Below are 16,287 nucleotides of genomic sequence, written 5' to 3'. Positions count from 1 at the left end.
AAGGCACCGTGCGGCTCACCGTCGGGGCAGGACACCGTGATGCGCCGGCCCCGGCCACACGGCGCAAGGCCAAAGGGCGGCGGATGTCGGGCCATGGTCCCGCGCGGCCCACCACCGGGCAGGACATGGTGCGCCGACCCCAGTCCCGGCGCCCGGCGCAGGACCAAATCGCGGGCGGCCGTCGGGCAATGGCCCCGCGCGGCTCACCACCGGGCAGGACATGGTGCGCCGACCCCGGCCCGGCGCACGGTGTAGAACCAAAGGGCGGCGATCGTCGGGCCCATGAAGAAATCCGGGACGGGCCTGGGGCCCGTCCCGGATCTCGTCCGTGCCGCCGCGCTCACCGTTGCAGCGCTGGCTCCTCCTCGTCGGTGAGCGGCTGTTGACCGTCCGGCAGTTCCACCGCTGGACGGGACAGCCGGCTCGGCCACCACATCCGCCGGCCGATCAGCAAGGTGAGGGCGGGCACCAGGACCGACCGCACCAGCAGGGCGTCGAGCAGCACGCCGAAGGCGACCAGGAACCCGACCTCGATCAGCATCACCAGCGGAAGTGTGGCGAGGACCGCGAACGTGGCCGCCAGGACCAGGCCTGCCGAGGTGATGACGCCACCGGTGGCCGAGAGGGCTTTGAGCATGCCCCCTCTGGTGCCGAGACGTCCGGTCTCCTCCCGGGCCCGGCTGGTCAGGAAGATGTTGTAGTCGACGCCGAGTGCGACCAGGAACAGGAATGCCAGCAACGGCACTGAATAGTCGATGCCCTTGAACCCGAGGATCGTGTCGAAGACGAACACGCTGCCGCCGAAGGCTGCGGCGAATGAGACGATCACGGTGGCCATCAGGATCAGTGGGGCCGCGATCGCGCGCAGCAGCAGCCCGAGGATGATCAGGACGACGGCGAGCACCAGCGGGATCACCAGCTTCTCGTCGCGCCTGGTGGTCACCTCTGTGTCGAGGTTCTCCGCGCTCGGCCCGCCGACGATCGCCTCCGCCCCGCTCACCCCGTGCACGGCGGTGCGCACCCGCTTGATCGTGTCGTACTCCGCGACGGTGTCCGGCGCGTCCTTCGGGAACACGGAGATGTTGGCCCAGCCGCCGCTGGTCTGCTCCGGGACGGCCAGGGCCACACCGCGGGTGTCCTTGACGATGTCGAGCACCCGCTTCTGGTGCGTCGGCCGAGTGAAGATCGTCATCGGCTGGCCGCCGAGCTCCGGGAAGTGCTGACGGAGAACGGTGAAGCCGGTGACCGACTCCGGTGCGGACAGGAACTGGTCCTGCTCCCGCAGGGCGCCGGTGTTGCCCGCCAGCCCGAGGGCGAGCACGCCGAGGACTCCGAGCGAGCCGAGCGTCGCCAGCCACCGGCGGCGGCTGATGGCGGTGCCGAGCCGTCCCCACAGCCCCGGCTTCTCCTCCACGGCCGTACTGAACCGCGGGATGGCCGGCCAGAAGATCCGCCTGCCGAGCACCACGAGCACCGCCGGGAACAGCGTCAGCATGGCCACCAGCGCGCACAGGATGCCGGCCGCACCGATCGGGCCCAACCCGCTGGTGCTGTTCAGGTCCGCGACCAGCAGGCAGAGCAGGCCGGCGACCACGGTGGCCGCGGACGCGACGATGGCCGGCGCCGCGCCGCGCAGCGCGTGGACCATCGCGACGCGGACGTTCTCATGGTGGTGCAGTGCCTCCCGATATCGAGCGATGAGCAACAGCGCGTAGTCCGTGCCGACGCCGAACACCAGGATCGTCAGCAGCGCCGAGTTCTGGTCGTTCACCACGATGCCGAAGCCCTTGACGAGCAGGTAGACGGTCGCCATCGAGGTCAGTGCGGCCGCGCCAACGGCCACCAGCGGGATGATCCACAACACCGGGCTGCGGTAGGTGAGGATGAGCAGGAGCGTGACGACGACGATGGTGGTCAGGAGGACCTGCACGTCGATGCCGTCGAAGACGGCATCCATGTCGCCGTCGATCGCGCCCGGGCCGGTCACGTCGAGTTCCAGGCCGGAGGGACGGTCCTTCGCGGCGTCACGCAACGGGCCGACGATGGCCTCCGGTGCGCCGTAGGTCGTGCTCACCTCGAGGGTGAACATCATCGCCTTGCCGTCGGTGGAGGGGCTCGTCGGGGAGCCCTCGTCGTCCTCGTCGGCCGCCGCCGTCGCCTTCGGCGGGTACCGCTTGGCAAGGGTGTTGTAGTGGCGCTCGACCGTCGCGCGATCGGCGTCGGTCATGCCGCCGGCGCGGTGGTACACGAAGACGAACGTGTTGTTGTCACCGCCGGGGAGACTGTCGTCCAGCACCGCCACCTTGGTGGACTCGGCACTGGCCGGCAGGGTGTCTACGGCGCTGTCGGTGGTGACCGAGCTCAACTTTCCGCTCAGCGGCACCATGCCCACTGCCAGCACCAGCCACAGGCCAATCACTAACCAGGGCACCCATCGGCCTGCCAACCGACCGGCCGGCGCTTCCCCGGACGGCGCTGTGTTGACTGCCATCACTAGCCTCCTACATACGGGTTGCATCGCTTATCTGGATGCGTACTTCGTACCGAGCGAACCTGAGGCGACTGTTAATACGGTGCTCAGGCCGGTTGGCCGAACCATGTGCCCAGGGCACGCCACGCACCAGCGTGGTGGCGTCGAGGTCCTGCCCGGTGGGCAAGGCCCAGGCGACACAGCCGTCGTCGGGTCGGATGATCAACGCGTCGACGTCCACCCGGTTCGTGCGGGCGGTGACGGTGTTGACCCGTCAGGTTCACGCGGCCGCGGTGTCGCGGACCTCCGCGCGGTCGACGCGGTCGAGCAGGAGCCCACGCCCCTCACGCAGCGGGTCCGCAGACGTCGTCACCGCGGTGACGACGTTGGGTTCGGGCCGTCCAGCGTCAACTTCATGTCCGGGCACAGGGTGCCGACGAGCCGGTGGTCGTTGCCCAGGTCGTACCGGGCGTCCATGCTCGGTTGCCGTGTCCCCTGACGCCTAAGGCTGCCGCGGGTCCTCCGGGGGCGCGCCCGCTCGGGCAGTGCCGGGAGGGGTCGCGGCAGCGCTCCGTGCGACCGGGATGGACTTGAAGTTGTTGCTGTTGCCGGGGTCGGTGCGGAGATGACCGTATGGCTCGCTTGGATCAACGAAGGGCGGCGTTGCCGTTTCGGTCACTTGTTGACCGAAACGGTAACCTTTGGTCATGAAGCCAACCGTGAGGCCCACCAGCGAGGAGATCGATCGTGCCTTGATCGACGTGGCGGCCTTAGTCTTTGCGCGGCACGGGTTCGCTCAGGGCCCCGTGCAGGCGATCGCTGACGGTGCCGGCTACTCCAAGGCGGCTGTGCTGAAGCGCTTTGGCTCGAAGGAGCGGATCCAGGACGCCGTGGTGGCTCGCGCGGAGGAACATGCCGCACGAGTGGCGGCTGCGGGTGAGGGCCTCCCGGTCGGGCTCGAGCGGGACGCCGTCCTGCTCGGTGCGCTGGTCGAGCTGATCGAGGAGTGGCCGGGGACTGGTGCGCTCATGGCCGGCGCGTTCTGGCTGACGCGAGAGCCCGAGATCATGCAGCGCCTCTCCGGGGCGCAGCGCATGTTGATGGAAGCCTTCGATCCCGATGTCTGGACTGATGAGGAACGGCATGTGCGGGTGGTGTCCGCGATCGGTGCTGTGACCGTCACGATGATGGCGAACCGTGAGGCCAGGTGGACCGAGCGCACCGATGTGGTGATTGCCGCGGGCCTTGGCGCACTGGGCCACAGGGGCAACGGTGATGCCGGCGCGGGGGATTGAGGCACTGCGGCGGGGCAGCCGGCGCTGCAGTACGGAACAACGGGCCCGGCAACCAGTGCGCAGCGCCGGCTGAGGCAATGCTGCGTCACTTGTACAGTGCGGCCGGGGCAAGGTGCCCGACGTGGCTCGAGGAGCCACTCGTCATGGCTTGCTCTGCAATGGCCAGCGTCCATGCCCCCATCTTTTTCTGTGGCAGCGCCGGTGCGTCATGACCGCACCAGCCTGGCAGTGACGACGGCTCAGGATCCCGGCTCGAAGGACTCCTTCGTCAAGAGGGTGGACTTGAGGTGCACAAGGTCGGCCTCGGGTTGGCCGGGGCGCCGCAGAGGAACACAGGCGGTATCGGAGCGGTCGCTGACCTCGGGCGAGCGGTCGTCGATGGGCTGATCGAAGGGGGCGCCGCCGTTCCGTGCCCAACCGGCGATCTCCATACTGGATACGATGTTGCTGTTATGGTGCTGGCCGAGGAGGTGGACGTTCAGTGGCAGCAGCTGGTCCTACGCGAGCGACCACGGCATCGGCTCGGCGCCCGGGGCGTCCGCCCGTGCCGCTGGAGCGCATCGTCTCTACCGCACTGCAGATCGTGGACGATGAAGGGGCCGACGCTCTCTCGATGCGGACGCTGGCCCAGCGCCTGGGCTCGGGCACGGCGACGCTGTACCGGCATTTCGACAACCGGGCAGCGCTGGTCGCCCATGTCGTGGACCGCATGTTCGGCGCCGTGGAACTGAACGGCGACGAACTCCTCGCGATGGGCTGGCAGCAAGCGCTGCGGACGGTCGCGCACACCATGTTCGAGGCCCTGGCCCGGCACCGGAACGCTGCGCGCCTGATGGTCGAAGAGATTCCCCTGGGGCCGAACGCCATGGCGCTGCGGGAGCACTGTGTCGCGGCGCTGCTCGACAGCGGTTTCCCGCCGCGACTGGCCGCGCACGCCTTTGCCACCCTCTCCCGCTACGTCCTCGGATTCGCCATACAGGTCAACGGTCATGGCGGCGGCGGGCAACTCGACGACGCACAACTGTCCGCCGTCTTTCAGAGCGTCGATCCCGCCTTGTTCCCGGCAACGGTCACCGTCGCCGGGTCGATGCCCGTTCCGATCGAGGACGAGTTCTCCTTCGGACTCGAACTCCTTCTCAGCGGGCTTGCCCACCTGCGCGACGACGCCTGACCAGCCAGGACGATGCGAACCTGAGGCCGCCCGCCCACGGAGTCATCTCGGTTGGCATGGAGCGAGGCTGTCAGGGACTCGTGATCGACCCGCCGGCCCCGGCCAAGGGTGAATGCGTCAGCCGAACCGGTCTACCGGTGCCCGCACGAGGAAAGCCGTCTGCCCCGGGCACTCAACGATGCAGTGCCCGGGGCAGACGAGTTGAACAGCCGCTCGTGGTGAGCCTACGAGGATGCTGTGGAACATCCCCAGCGGAGGCTGTCCGTCACTGACCGGCGACGGCAGGTGCGCTGTGCTTCCTGGTCAGCCCCTTGAGGTCGTAGGCACGAGTACCCAGGGTCCCGACGAGGAGGCCGAGGGCAAGCGCGATCACGGAGGCCAACACGGCACGCGCCAGCCCCGAATCCCAGGTGGCTCCGAAGTACAGGATCGAGCGCGTACCCAGATAGATCTGGTGCATGGGCTCGAACGAGCTGAGGAAGCGGAAGAAGGGGGGCATGGCTTCCAACGGTGTCGTACCCCCGGAGCTGGGGATCGACAGCACGACGAAGAGGAAGAGGTTGACCACCATGCCCAGACCGCCCAGCAGGGCGAGAATCGCCTGAGCAACCACTGCGACGGCCAAGATGCTCAGCACGCTGAACAGCCACAGCTCCCTTGGATGGTCCAGCGGCATGCCGATCCAGTCCGCGATCCCCAGATAGACACTGCTGACGAGCACCGCGATACCCGCCATGATTCCCCACTTCAAAACAAGGGTGGCCAGGCGGCTGCGACCCGAGTGGTTTTCGATGCGGTAGAGCGGACCGATCTCCGACGGAGTGAAACCGAGCTGGGAGTCGATGAGATTCGTGGCGATCAGGGAGCCCGTGAACCCGGCCAGCGCCAGCAGGAGGGCGTAGTAGAAGGCCGAGAGGCCGCCGCCGGTCCCGTCGGGAACCTCCTTGAACGGCGTGACATGCACCAGCATCGGCTCGGACAGAACGATGCGTGCCGTTCCTGTGACGGACTGGCTGCCGGATGCCGCCTTGTCCCCGGCCTGTGTCGCAGTGGCGAGCAGTTGCTTGCCCACGGTCTGGTTCGCCTCGGCCAGCGCCTGAGAAGCGAAGGAATTGACGACGGACGCGCTGGAAGTGTTCGCGAGGGGATTGGTGTGCACGTCGACCGCGGGCTGCTGTGCGGCCCCACCGGTCGCCGCGCTCGCCGTGAGAGCCACCAGCTTCTTGCTCAGGTCAGAGGGCAGAACGATCGCGCCGTAGAGCCTCCCCTTGCCCATGTCCTCCTTCGCTGCGGCGAGGCTGACGAAGCGTAGATCGAACTTGTCGTCATCGACCCCCTTGCGCAGGCCGTCGGAGATCTGCTTGCCGACGTTGATGCGCTGCCCGGATGGGCTGGTGGCTCCGGTATCGGCGTTGACGACCGCTACGGGAAAGCCGTTGAGCTCTTTGGAGGAGTTGACCGTTGACCCCAGATACAACGCTGCCAGGGCAGCCATGACCACGGTGACGATGACTGCCGGGGCCAGCCACAACCGCGGCCCCAGCCTGTTTCCTGAGGGCTCGTTGTCGTTCGGCATGGTTGCACATCCTCCTGGAGGGACCATTTCGGTTACGCTGTAACCAGAATGGTCACCCTTCATCGTGAAGTCAAATGCAAAGGTGAGCGGCGAGGGGACAGGAGGAGATAGCGGTAGTTCGTTAGACCGGGCGCAGGGTGATGGGCGGGGTGAGCCAGGTGCGGACGGCACGTAAGGCCCTGGGCCGGCAAGGCGGTTGGGGCTGGTGAAGTGCGGCGCGTCCCCCTCTCTGGCCGGTCGGCGGGCACGGATCCGGCACACTGGCATCCAACGGTCCGGGTGGGGTGAACCACTGGTCCCAGCAGAAGGAAAACGCGCTGTTCACCAGGGTCTGGTGACGGCGGATCGCGTGGTCGGAGCGGACCTGGAAGTCGGCCCAGCCGAGCTCATCGTTGATCTGCTTGTAGCTCTGCTCGATCCACGGCCGCAGCCCGTACAGCCGGACGATCTCGGTGAGATCGGCGGGCTGGTGCGCACTGGTGGCAGCGTGCGGGGCGTCGGAGTGGGGCAGGTTGGTGGCCAGGTACCAGGTGGCCTTCCGGCAGGAGGCCCGGGTCGGTGGTGGCCACGACCAGGCGGCAGGGGCTGTCGCGGCCGTAGCCACCCAGGCGGGCATCGGCGGCCCACCAGGTCTCGGTGCGCCCCCTCGCGGAAGCGGCGTTCCACCGGCCTCCAGTCGCCTGGATCGTCGGGGTCGGTCCCGGCCGGCGCGTGCAGCGTCGATCGGGGTGTGTGGCTGGTCCGCTCGGGCCCAGGTGCCGCGGTGCGGGCGGAGTGCCACCAGGTAGGGCAGGCCGGCCTCGTGCAGCGTCGAGTACCAGTCGTAACTGACGGAGTAGGCGCAGTCGTCCACCACGGCCCGGCAGGGAAAGCCTGCCTCCTTGCCTTGGGCCGCGAGGATCGCGGACAGCTGCGGTTCGGTGCGGAAGCCGGGGTCGCCTCGTCCGCGCGGGAAGTGGTGTGCGGGGGTGCAGGGCCGGGGAGCGGCGGATAGTGGACCCGCCCGTCGGCCCATACCGTGGTCACGGTGACCACGCGGTCGTCGGTCGTGCCCCACCGCCCCAGTCACTGCCGTCCCGCGTGCGCGGCGGCCGCGCCGTTCTTGCGGTCGCCGGAGTCGTCGATCACGATGACGCCGCCTTCGTGCGCAGCGGTTTCCGGCCGCTCGCGCAGGAGCTTCAGCCGCCGGTCGTTGATCCTCCCGGCATCCCAGGCCGACTCGGACAGGAAGAACTGCAGCCGCTGTACCGTCGGCGGCCCCGCACCGGCCACCGGCTCCGCCCCGGCCGGACATGTGATCGTCTTGTTCCGATCCCGCAGCGCGAGCAGCCCGGTCAAGTACTGGCGAAATCAACGGCGTTGGGCCAGCGAGACGAACAGATCGTCAAAACAGGCCGCCATTTCCTCCAACGGCCCCGGCATCAGCGGTCACAGACGTCGCTCGGTCACCTCACCCCCGAAACCCGGCACTCCACCGCTGTACGAACGCCCCGCTCGGGCGTCAACCCGACCTACCGCCCGGGTTGACGAACTACCGGCAAGTCAACGTCCCACGCTGGATGTTGCAACCGCGCGTATGGCAGTGTCCGCGGCAGACACTGCTGCGACCTTCTGCATTGAAGCCCACGCCGCAGAGCGGGGGTAGCCGATCAGGGCCTCGCCCGCACAGACGATCACCGTGATACGGCGTCGCACCCAGTCCACACTGTTGTGGCGGCGACCTGCTTCCCTGCGTGCATGGCCGCGTCCCTTCAGTCGCGGCCTTCGGTCTTCGGAGGGGTGCTTGCTCCAGTACGGTCGATCACATCGGCCGAGGGAAACCGGCTCGCGTCGTCAACACCGCGCGGCGGCGGCCACCCGGTCCCGGAACCATCGATGGGCCGGGTCGTACACCCACCGCGGAGACCACGCCATCGCGATGACGAAGGGCCGGGCAAGAGATGCGGGGACCCGGGCGGGGCGCGTACCCGTCGACCCGCACCACGCGTCTGCCAGCCGTTGGGGCACGAGTGCGGTGAGATCCGCACCCGCCACCAGCGGGAACAGTTCCACGAAGCTCTCCACCCGCACGGCGATCGACGCGGCGATGCCCTCCCTCTCCAGCAGCTGGCCCGGTGACCATGGCATCAACGGCGCGTCGTAGCAGACGGCCCACCGTGCCTGCTCGAGATCGTCGTCCTCGGACTGCCGCGTCGCGCTGACGATGCGCACCCACTGGTCCTCGTAGAGGTCGAGTGACGGCGTCCCGTCCGGGAGCGCGACCCGGGGCACGATCACGGCATCATGCCTGTCGATCTCCTCGACGATCCCCGCCCGCATGTCGTTCGTGAGCAGATCCAGGCGGATACGTGCACCGGAGTCGTGCGCCGTGACTTCGCGCACCAGTGGCGTGGCGAGCGCGCTGCATTCGGCGTCGGAGAGGAGCAGGGAGAACTCACGGTCGAGCGACCCCGGTTGGAGGCCGGCGTTGGCCGCGAAGACGCCGTCGACTTCCGCGGCCAGCAGTGAGACCCGATCGCGCAGGCGCTCGGCCAGCAGCGTGAGCTGGGTTCCCTGGCCGGGGACTCGGACCAGCAGTTCATCGCCGAAGTGCCTTCGCAGTCGCTTGAGCGCCGCGCTGCAGGCCGGTTGGGAGAGGCCGATACGGTGCGCCGCGGCCGTCACGCTCCGCTCCTGGAGCAGCGCGTTCAGCGGCACGAGCAGATTCAGATCGAGACCCATCGCGTTCCATTTTCATCCATGTCGTGAATGAAACCCATAATAAAGTTCCACTGTACAGATGTCGTGGTCGCGATGAGACTGGAACAGCGGCTGGACGGCCCTGGTGAGGACGCCCGGCCGAGACGGATCGAGCATCGTGAGCGAGTCAGAGAGGACACGCGCATGCACCATTCCTTGGACATCCCGGTGGGGGAGATCACCCTTCGCGGCAGGCTCTACCTTCCCGAGGACGCGACAGGGCCGGTGCCCGTCGTGATCGCCCACGAAGGCATCGGGAGCGTCGCGGAGATCGGCTTCCCGTACGCGCATCTGTTCACGGACGCGGGTCTCGGCGTCGCCTTCTACGACCACCGCGGACTCGGCCACAGCGACGGCGAACCCCGCCAGCAGATCGACCCGTGGCAGTTCGCCCGCGACATGCGGCATGTCATCACGCATCTCAGCCTGCGTGACGACGTCGATCCGGCGAGGATCGCTGTCTGGGGGTTCAGCCTGGGCGGCATGGTCGGCATGTTCGCCGCCGCGACCGACACCCGCCCAGCCGCTGTCGTCTCCGTCGTACCGCCGGTCAGCGGATGGTCGGCCCGCAAGCTGTTCCCGCCGGCCGAGCTCGCCGCCCTGGATGCCGCCATCGTCGCTGATCGCCTCGGTCAGAGTCGCGGCGAGCCCCCGGTCGTCCTGCAGACCAGCGGACACCGTACGCCGGACGGCCCTCCCGTGATGTTCACGGACCCGGAAGGCCTCGAGTTCATCAAGCGATTCGACGGCGTGCGCAGCTGGCGCAACGAACTGACGCTGTCGTCGCTGGACCATGTGTTCGAGATGGAGGTCACCGCGTACGCGGAGCGCATCACGGCGCCGGTTTTGATGGTGCTCGCCGATGGCGACACCGTTGCCCCGGTCGAGGACGCACGCGAGATGTTCAAGCGGATCACGGCCCCCAAGGAACTCGTCGAGTATCCCGGGCAGCACTACGGCATCCTGGTCGACCATTTCGAGGAGATCGTCTCGCGCACCACGTCCTGGCTGGCGAAGACCCTCGTGTGATGACCTTCGCACTCCACCCACATGCGGAGGCCGAGCGGCTGCGTTGGTCCGGTGGCCAACAGCCGGATGGCCAGGCTCTGTTGGCGGGCGTTCTGGTCTCGGACGGCGAGCCCGCCGTGTTCGTTGGGGGTGTAGAACACCTCAAGCCCCCGTGCTGCCATTCCCCGTCGTAGACGCGAGTCCGCTCCTCCGCATCGACCGCCAGGCCCGACGGCGTGGGCAGAACGTAGATGTCCCCCCGCCTCGCCACCATGGGGGCCGTGTCCGCGCCGCCGACATGGACGCGATGCGGCAGGTCGAGGGCATCGGCACCGAAAAGGCGCCCGCCCGCGTCGCCGAACACGCCGGCCTCGCCCCGCTCATCGACAAACTCGTCGCGGCCGGGGTGAACATGACCGAGCCCGGTGCCGTCCCGCCGATGCCCACGGACAGCGGCACCTCTGCCGCCTGCGACGCGGAGGCCGAAGGCGCGGCAGGCGGGCTGCCGCCGGGGATGACGGTCGTCGTCACCGGCGCGAAGACCGGTGTTCTGGAGAAGCTCAGCCGCAGCCAGCTGAACGATCTGATCGAACGCGTCGGATTCAAGCGGGCCAAAGCGGAAGCACAGGGCATCCGCCTGGCCACCCCGGACGAATTCGCTGCCCTGGTCGCTGACTTCACCGGCTGCCCCCGAGGGGTGTGCCGCAGTTCGTCGGCGAGCGCAGTTGGGCATCATGCCGCTAGAAGCGGAGTGCCCCTTCGGGCAGATCCCGTTCAGCAGTGAGCGGCAGCTCCAAAGAGGTGAGCATGTCCCGGTACCGCTCGGCCAGTTGGGAGGGGAGCTTTCTGCTGAACACCACCAGCTCCCGGAAACAGCCGGGCCCGATCCGCCGGGCGTGCCTCGACCAGCGCAGCGGCACCGCGTTCTCCGGTGTCACCGTCACGCCGATCCCCTCGACCGCGAACAGGAGCGCTGCGGAGACCTGGCCCGTGCGTGCGACGGCGCGCGGCGTGAACCCGAGGTGCCCTGCCAGGCGGTCCACCACTTCGCTCATGCCCTGTTCCTGCTCGTAGAGCACCCAGTCGGCAGCGGCCAGTTCGGCCGGATCGGCCGCTGTCCCCGCCGGGTGTTCGGCCGAGCCGGTCACCACCATCTCCTCGTATCCCAGAGAGATGACGGGCCCCTCCCACGGGTCGGGCCGTGGACCGACCGCGATGTCGCCCTGGCCACTGCGCATGGCCTCTTCGAGGTCCCGGCGGTGGGAGTAGTCGTGCAGTCTCAGCACAGTGGAGGGGTACGTCGAGTGCCAGCGCGCCGCGGACGGCGGCAGGATCCCCGAGGCGACGGACCGTACGGTCAGGACGTGGACATCGCCCTGACGGCCCTCCACCACCTCGCGCACCGAGTCCTGGGCGTCCTGAACCGCACGGACGACATCCTGCGCGCGGGGCAGGAAGACACGGCCCGCGGGAGTCAGCGTCACCCCTTGCCGGCCGCGCTCCAGCAGGACCGCGCCCAGCTCCTTCTCCAGGGCCCCGATCTGCTGGGAGAGCGAAGGCTGCGTGACATAGAGCCGCGCAGCCGCTCCGCTGAAGGAGCCCGCCTCCCAGACCGCGAGGAAGTACTCCAGCTGACGTAGCTGCATGTGATCAAGTTACTCGGCCGAGCGTTGCCCATCGTGCTGTGACCACAAATCAGGCGTCTTTCAGGATCAGTCGGCGGGGCGTTGTCTGTGCGTCATGCCATGAGTGCGACCCTGCTGTCCTTGCGGGTGAGCCGGGACAGCAAGTAGTCGACCTCGGTGCGGGCGCGCGCCGACAGCGCAGCCCCGGGCTTGCGCTGGGTGTCGGAGGCCAGTATTCCGCGGCGCTTCATGACGTACTTGCGCACGGCCAGGCCGATGCCCGGCTGCTGTTCGTAGCGCAGCAGGGGCAGGTGGGCATCGAAGATGTCATGGGCGGCATCACGATCGCCGGCGGCGGTGTGGCGTACGACGTCGACGAGGAGTTCGGGCACGCAGTAGCCCGTCATCGCTCCGTCGGCTCCGCGTTCGGTCTCGAAGTCCAGGAAGAGGCCGCCGTTTCCGCACAGGATCGACAGGCGGGGCATCGCTCCGTCGGCTTCGAGTTGCCGGAGTGCGCTGATCTTCTCCAAGCCCGGCCAGTCCTCGTGCTTGAGCATCACGCACCCGGGCGCGGCGTTCGCGATGCGGGCGATGACGGCAGGGGACATGACGACGGAGAACGACAGCGGATAGTCCTGGATCACGAACGGCACGTCCGCGCCGATGGCGCCCGCCGCTCCCTCGTAGTAGCTCACGATCTGGTCGTCGGTACGCAGCGTGTTCGGCGGGGCGATCATGACGCCGTGGGCGCCGGCTGACATGACGTCGACCGCGAGAGCCCGCATGGCGGCGTAGCCGGGTGCGGAGACGCCCACGATGATCGGCAGATCGGTGCGCTTGATGACGTGCTGGACGATGCGCACGCCCTCCTCGTGGGACAGCTTGGGTGCTTCGCCCATCTGGCCCAGGAGGGTCAGTCCGGTGACGCCGGCGTCTGTGTAGAAGTCGACGAGTCGGCTGAGTGAGTCGAAATCGATTGCGCCTTCCTTGTCGAAGGGTGTTGGTGCGATGGCGAAAACACCTTTGGTGTTGCGGTCCAGGGGTGCCATTGTTCTGCCTCCTCAGAAGTCCGATGTCTTTTTCAGAGGCTGGCGATGAGTCCGCCGTCGACGCGAACGACCGAGCCTGTGATGTAAGAGGCCTGGGCGCTTGCGAGGAAGGCGACGGTGGCGGCGTATTCCCGCGGTTCGCCGTAGCGGCCCGCAGGGATCGACGCGACGCTCTCGGCGGACGTCTCCGCGACGGACTTGCCCTCCCGATCGGCCTTGGCCTGGTCGAGGAACTTGATCCGCTCGGTGCCGATCCGTCCCGGAACGACCACGTTGCAGGTGACACCCTCGGCCGCGACTTCCCGGGCCAGCGTCTTGGACCAGCCGAGCAGGCTGCCCCGCAAGGCGTTCGACAGCCCAAGGTCGGGGATGGGGGCGATCACCCCCGAGCTGGCGCTGGTGATGATCCTGCCCCAGCCGCGGCTGCGCATCAGCGGCGCGACCCTGTCCGTGATCGCGATGACGGACAGCACCATGGACTGGAAGTGCTTCAGCCAGAGTTCAGGGTCCTGCCCCGCGACCGGCGAGGGCGGCGGCCCTCCCGTGTTGTTGACCAGGATGTCCACGGGACCGAGCGCCCCTTCGACCGTCGCGATGTGCTGGTCGATCGCGCCCAGGTCGGCGAGGTCCCATTCCAGGGGTACGGCTTTCCCGCCCGCGTCGGTCACCGCCTCGGCGGTGCGCTCGGCGGCCTGTGGGCTGATGTCCGCGACGGCGACAGCGGCGCCTTCCGCGGCGAGAGCCTTGGCGATCGCGCCGCCGAGACCCCCACCTCCGCCCAGTACGAGCGCGGTCTTGCCCGAAATTCCCAGATCCACAGCTTCGCTCCTTGGGCGGTGGCCCCGTTCCCCGGCCGTACGGCCGACGGCTACGTCCGTCGTTTCCACATGACACTTTCACGAGGTTGTGGTGGGTCTCCAATAGGAATTCCTCGCGACATGCATAAGGGATGCCTATGCGCCGCGCATAGGGAATAGGCGCTGCCGGCGTGCAAGATGAGGTGGGAAATAGGGCCGTTTCGGCCCGTCGATTCCCGACGCATGTTCATGGCCGTAACTGGAGGCCCCTATGTCCTTGCCGGAGACCATGCAGGCCGCGGTCCTTGCCGACCCCGGCGCCCTCGCCGTCACGACGCTGCCCGTGCCGCAGGTGGGACCGGAAGACGTTCTGGTACACGTCCGCAGGGCGTCCCTGTGCGGAACGGACTTGAAGATCCGCAGTCGGCACTTCTTCAAGGACGGCGGCCCGGCCGCGGGCGAGTTCGTACCCGGCCACGAGTACGCCGGCGTCGTCGCCGCGGTGGGCAGTGCCGTGGACGAGCTCCGGGTCGGCGACCGGGTGGTGACGGAAGCCCACCGCGGCTGCATGCGCTGCGCCAACTGCCTGGCCGGGGCCTACACGGACTGCCTCAACTACGGCCTGCGGCACACCGGGCACCGCGTTCAGGGGATGACCGTCAACGGGGGCTTCGCGGAGTACGCGCTCAACCACGTGGCGACTCTCCACCGGTTGCCGGACACCGTGGACTTCGACGCCGCGGTCGTCCTCACCACCGTGGGTACCGTGATGCACGCCTTCGACGTGCTCGACACCCTGCTCGTCGGGTCCACGGTCGCTGTGATCGGCCCCGGACCGATAGGTCTGCTCGCGGTACAGGTCGCACGTGAACTCGGGGCCAGGACCGTAACCCTGGCCGGCACGCGGGAAGCAAGGCTCGCCCTCGGCAAGTCCTTCGGCGCGGACCTGGTCGTCAACTCCCGGGAGGAGGACGCCGTAGCGGCGGTTCGGGAGGCGACCGACGGGATCGGCGCCGACATCGTCCTGGAGTGCTCCGGCGCGCCGAGTGCGGTGGACGACGCGCTGCGCATGGCCAAGCGGTCCGGGAAGGTCGTCCTCGTCGGCTTCTTCGAAGAGCCCGTACAGGCCGACCTCAACCACGCCGTGATGAACGGCATCTCGATCCGGACGGTCCGCGGCGAGGGCACCGGTTCGGTGGCCCGCGCCGTGGGCCTGGCCGCCCGGGGCCGGCTGCGAACCGCGGAACTGGTCACCCACCATTTCGGACTGCCCGACGTCGCCGAGGCGTTCGACACCTACGCCGAGCGCCGGGGCAACGCCATCAAGGTCATGCTGGACATCTCCGAGGACCCGGAGTCCACCGGTGACTGACCGAGAGGGGACCGCGCCCGACGCCCTGGCAGCCGGACGGGAGAAGGCGGCGGCCGCCATGGCCGATGCTGCCACCGCCTGGCTGAACAGCCTGAGCGAGGACCAACTCCCGCTCGCCGCCTACGACTCCCCGCTCCACCCGGATGCGGAGGCGGAGCGGCTGCGCTGGTTCTACACCCCCACCGAACACGGCGGGCTCGCCGTCCGGGACCAGAACGCCCGCCAACAGAGCCTGGCCATGCGGCTGGTGGCCACCGGACTGTCCGTCCCGGGCTACGCCACGGTCACCACCGTGATGGGACTGGAGAACGTCCTGGACCAGCTGGAAGGGTGGCGGGTCCACTGGGGCCGGCAGCGCGGACGGGACCCCGGCCTGTACTGGCTGAGGATCTTCGGCCGCCCCGGCGACCGTGTCTGGGCATGGCGGTTCGGCGGCCATCACATCTCCCTGAACAACCTCGTCGTCGCCGGACGGCTCGTCTCCACGACCCCCTGCTTCATCGGTGCCGACCCGGCCACGACCGAGCTGATCGGAGGCACCCTGCGGCCCTTGCAAGGCCCTGAGGAGACGGCCCGTCAACTGGTCCAAAGTCTGGACACGGGCCAACTCCTCAGCGCCCTGCTCCACCCGTCCGCGGTCTCGGACATCGTCTCCGGCAACCGCCCGCGCGTCGAACACGGCGACACGATGATGCACATGCAGGACCTGTGGCGCGGCCGGTTCGCCGACCCTGAGCTGGACCGGCTCGTCGACGACATCGACCGCCGGGCGGAAGCGGGCAGCGGATACACAGAGAACGATCACGCACGCGTGGCCATCACGATTCCTCCCAAAGGCATCAGCGGTCGCGACCTGAACAAGGAGCAGCGGGACCTGTTGCGCCGACTCGTCACTCTCTACACCGGACGGGCACCCGAGTTCCTCGCAGACGCCTACGACGCCCACTACGCCTCTGACACCGTCCTCGACGCGGTGCATTTCGGCTGGGCGGGCAGCACGGACGCCGGGGAACCGCACTACTACCGGGTGCAGGACCCTCGCGTCCTCATCGAGTACGACAACACACAGCGGTACGCCAACCACGCCCACTCGGTGTGGCGTGACCTGACCTCCGACTTCGGACTGGACGTACTCGCCGAACACCGCGCACACATCGCACACGAGTAGGGCGTACTCGGGGAGCG

The 16,287-nt window shown here is 68.4% G+C and carries 14 protein-coding genes and 1 pseudogene; 6 read left to right on the top strand and 9 right to left on the bottom strand.

Going from position 1 to position 16,287, the window contains the following annotated elements; all coding sequences use genetic code 11:
* Positions 1-340: 340 nt before the first annotated feature.
* The gene (locus IOD14_RS21900) at positions 341-2,491 is read right to left on the bottom strand and encodes an MMPL family transporter (protein WP_212671253.1); all 2,151 of its coding nucleotides are present in this window, start codon (positions 2,489-2,491) and stop codon (positions 341-343) included.
* Between the two features lie 686 nt (positions 2,492-3,177).
* On the opposite strand from IOD14_RS21900, the gene IOD14_RS21895 reads away from it, so the two are divergent.
* Positions 3,178-3,765 (top strand): TetR/AcrR family transcriptional regulator, encoded by a 588-nt coding sequence (locus IOD14_RS21895; RefSeq protein WP_123986534.1) that lies wholly within the window; start codon positions 3,178-3,180, stop codon positions 3,763-3,765.
* A gap of 239 nt (positions 3,766-4,004) precedes the next feature.
* Here the strand turns inward: IOD14_RS21895 and IOD14_RS21890 are convergent, their stop codons facing one another.
* Positions 4,005-4,196: a hypothetical protein gene (locus IOD14_RS21890; RefSeq protein ID WP_123986533.1), complete on the bottom strand. Its 192-nt coding sequence runs from the start codon at positions 4,194-4,196 to the stop codon at positions 4,005-4,007.
* A 113-nt stretch (positions 4,197-4,309) separates the two neighbouring features.
* Between IOD14_RS21890 and IOD14_RS21885 the strand changes: the two genes are divergently transcribed.
* Positions 4,310-4,936 (top strand): TetR/AcrR family transcriptional regulator, encoded by a 627-nt coding sequence (locus IOD14_RS21885; protein WP_123986532.1) that lies wholly within the window; start codon positions 4,310-4,312, stop codon positions 4,934-4,936.
* A 265-nt stretch (positions 4,937-5,201) separates the two neighbouring features.
* Here the strand turns inward: IOD14_RS21885 and IOD14_RS21880 are convergent, their stop codons facing one another.
* The 4 genes from IOD14_RS21880 to IOD14_RS21865 all read right to left on the bottom strand — a co-directional run bounded on the left by IOD14_RS21880 (position 5,202) and on the right by IOD14_RS21865 (position 9,233).
* Positions 5,202-6,512, bottom strand: coding sequence for a DUF3533 domain-containing protein (locus IOD14_RS21880; RefSeq protein ID WP_212671252.1), 1,311 nt, complete (start codon positions 6,510-6,512; stop codon positions 5,202-5,204).
* A gap of 121 nt (positions 6,513-6,633) precedes the next feature.
* On the bottom strand, positions 6,634-7,128 hold the full coding sequence (locus tag IOD14_RS21875; protein WP_212673538.1) for a hypothetical protein: 495 nt from the start codon (positions 7,126-7,128) through the stop codon (positions 6,634-6,636).
* A gap of 449 nt (positions 7,129-7,577) precedes the next feature.
* Entirely contained in the window at positions 7,578-7,850 is a 273-nt protein-coding gene (locus IOD14_RS44780) for a transposase (RefSeq protein WP_280846405.1), read from the bottom strand.
* A 495-nt stretch (positions 7,851-8,345) separates the two neighbouring features.
* Positions 8,346-9,233, bottom strand: a complete 888-nt coding sequence (locus tag IOD14_RS21865; protein ID WP_123986530.1) for a LysR family transcriptional regulator — start codon at positions 9,231-9,233, stop codon at positions 8,346-8,348.
* Between the two features lie 162 nt (positions 9,234-9,395).
* Between IOD14_RS21865 and IOD14_RS21860 the strand changes: the two genes are divergently transcribed.
* Positions 9,396-10,280, top strand: coding sequence for an alpha/beta fold hydrolase (locus IOD14_RS21860; RefSeq protein WP_212671251.1), 885 nt, complete (start codon positions 9,396-9,398; stop codon positions 10,278-10,280).
* 262 nt (positions 10,281-10,542) lie between these two features.
* A pseudogene (locus IOD14_RS21855) lies at positions 10,543-11,043 on the top strand (hypothetical protein); the annotation flags it as partial.
* On the opposite strand, the gene IOD14_RS21850 reads toward IOD14_RS21855, so the two are convergent.
* The 3 genes from IOD14_RS21850 to IOD14_RS21840 form a co-directional block, all read right to left on the bottom strand.
* Positions 11,000-11,905 carry a LysR family transcriptional regulator gene (locus tag IOD14_RS21850; RefSeq protein ID WP_123986527.1) on the bottom strand — a complete coding sequence of 302 codons (906 nt, stop codon included), beginning with the start codon at positions 11,903-11,905 and terminating at the stop codon, positions 11,000-11,002. The pseudogene IOD14_RS21855 and the gene IOD14_RS21850 overlap by 44 nt on opposite strands.
* A gap of 92 nt (positions 11,906-11,997) precedes the next feature.
* On the bottom strand, positions 11,998-12,933 hold the full coding sequence (locus IOD14_RS21845; protein WP_212671250.1) for a dihydrodipicolinate synthase family protein: 936 nt from the start codon (positions 12,931-12,933) through the stop codon (positions 11,998-12,000).
* Positions 12,934-12,965: 32 nt separating this feature from the next.
* The gene (locus IOD14_RS21840) at positions 12,966-13,751 is read right to left on the bottom strand and encodes an SDR family oxidoreductase (protein ID WP_212671249.1); all 786 of its coding nucleotides are present in this window, start codon (positions 13,749-13,751) and stop codon (positions 12,966-12,968) included.
* Between the two features lie 250 nt (positions 13,752-14,001).
* Between IOD14_RS21840 and IOD14_RS21835 the strand changes: the two genes are divergently transcribed.
* Together IOD14_RS21835 and IOD14_RS21830 are read left to right on the top strand one after the other, a co-directional pair.
* Complete coding sequence (locus tag IOD14_RS21835; protein ID WP_123986524.1) at positions 14,002-15,102, top strand: zinc-binding dehydrogenase; 1,101 nt, start codon at positions 14,002-14,004, stop codon at positions 15,100-15,102.
* Positions 15,095-16,270, top strand: coding sequence for a DUF3500 domain-containing protein (locus tag IOD14_RS21830; RefSeq protein ID WP_280846401.1), 1,176 nt, complete (start codon positions 15,095-15,097; stop codon positions 16,268-16,270). The genes IOD14_RS21835 and IOD14_RS21830 overlap by 8 nt, the downstream gene beginning before the upstream one ends.
* Positions 16,271-16,287: the final 17 nt, after the last annotated feature.

Origin of the sequence: Streptomyces sp. A2-16 (assembly GCF_018128905.1) — a bacterium.
Classification (GTDB): domain Bacteria; phylum Actinomycetota; class Actinomycetes; order Streptomycetales; family Streptomycetaceae; genus Streptomyces.
Note: the sequence above shows the minus strand (reverse complement) of the source record. Positions and strands in the feature narration are given on the sequence as shown.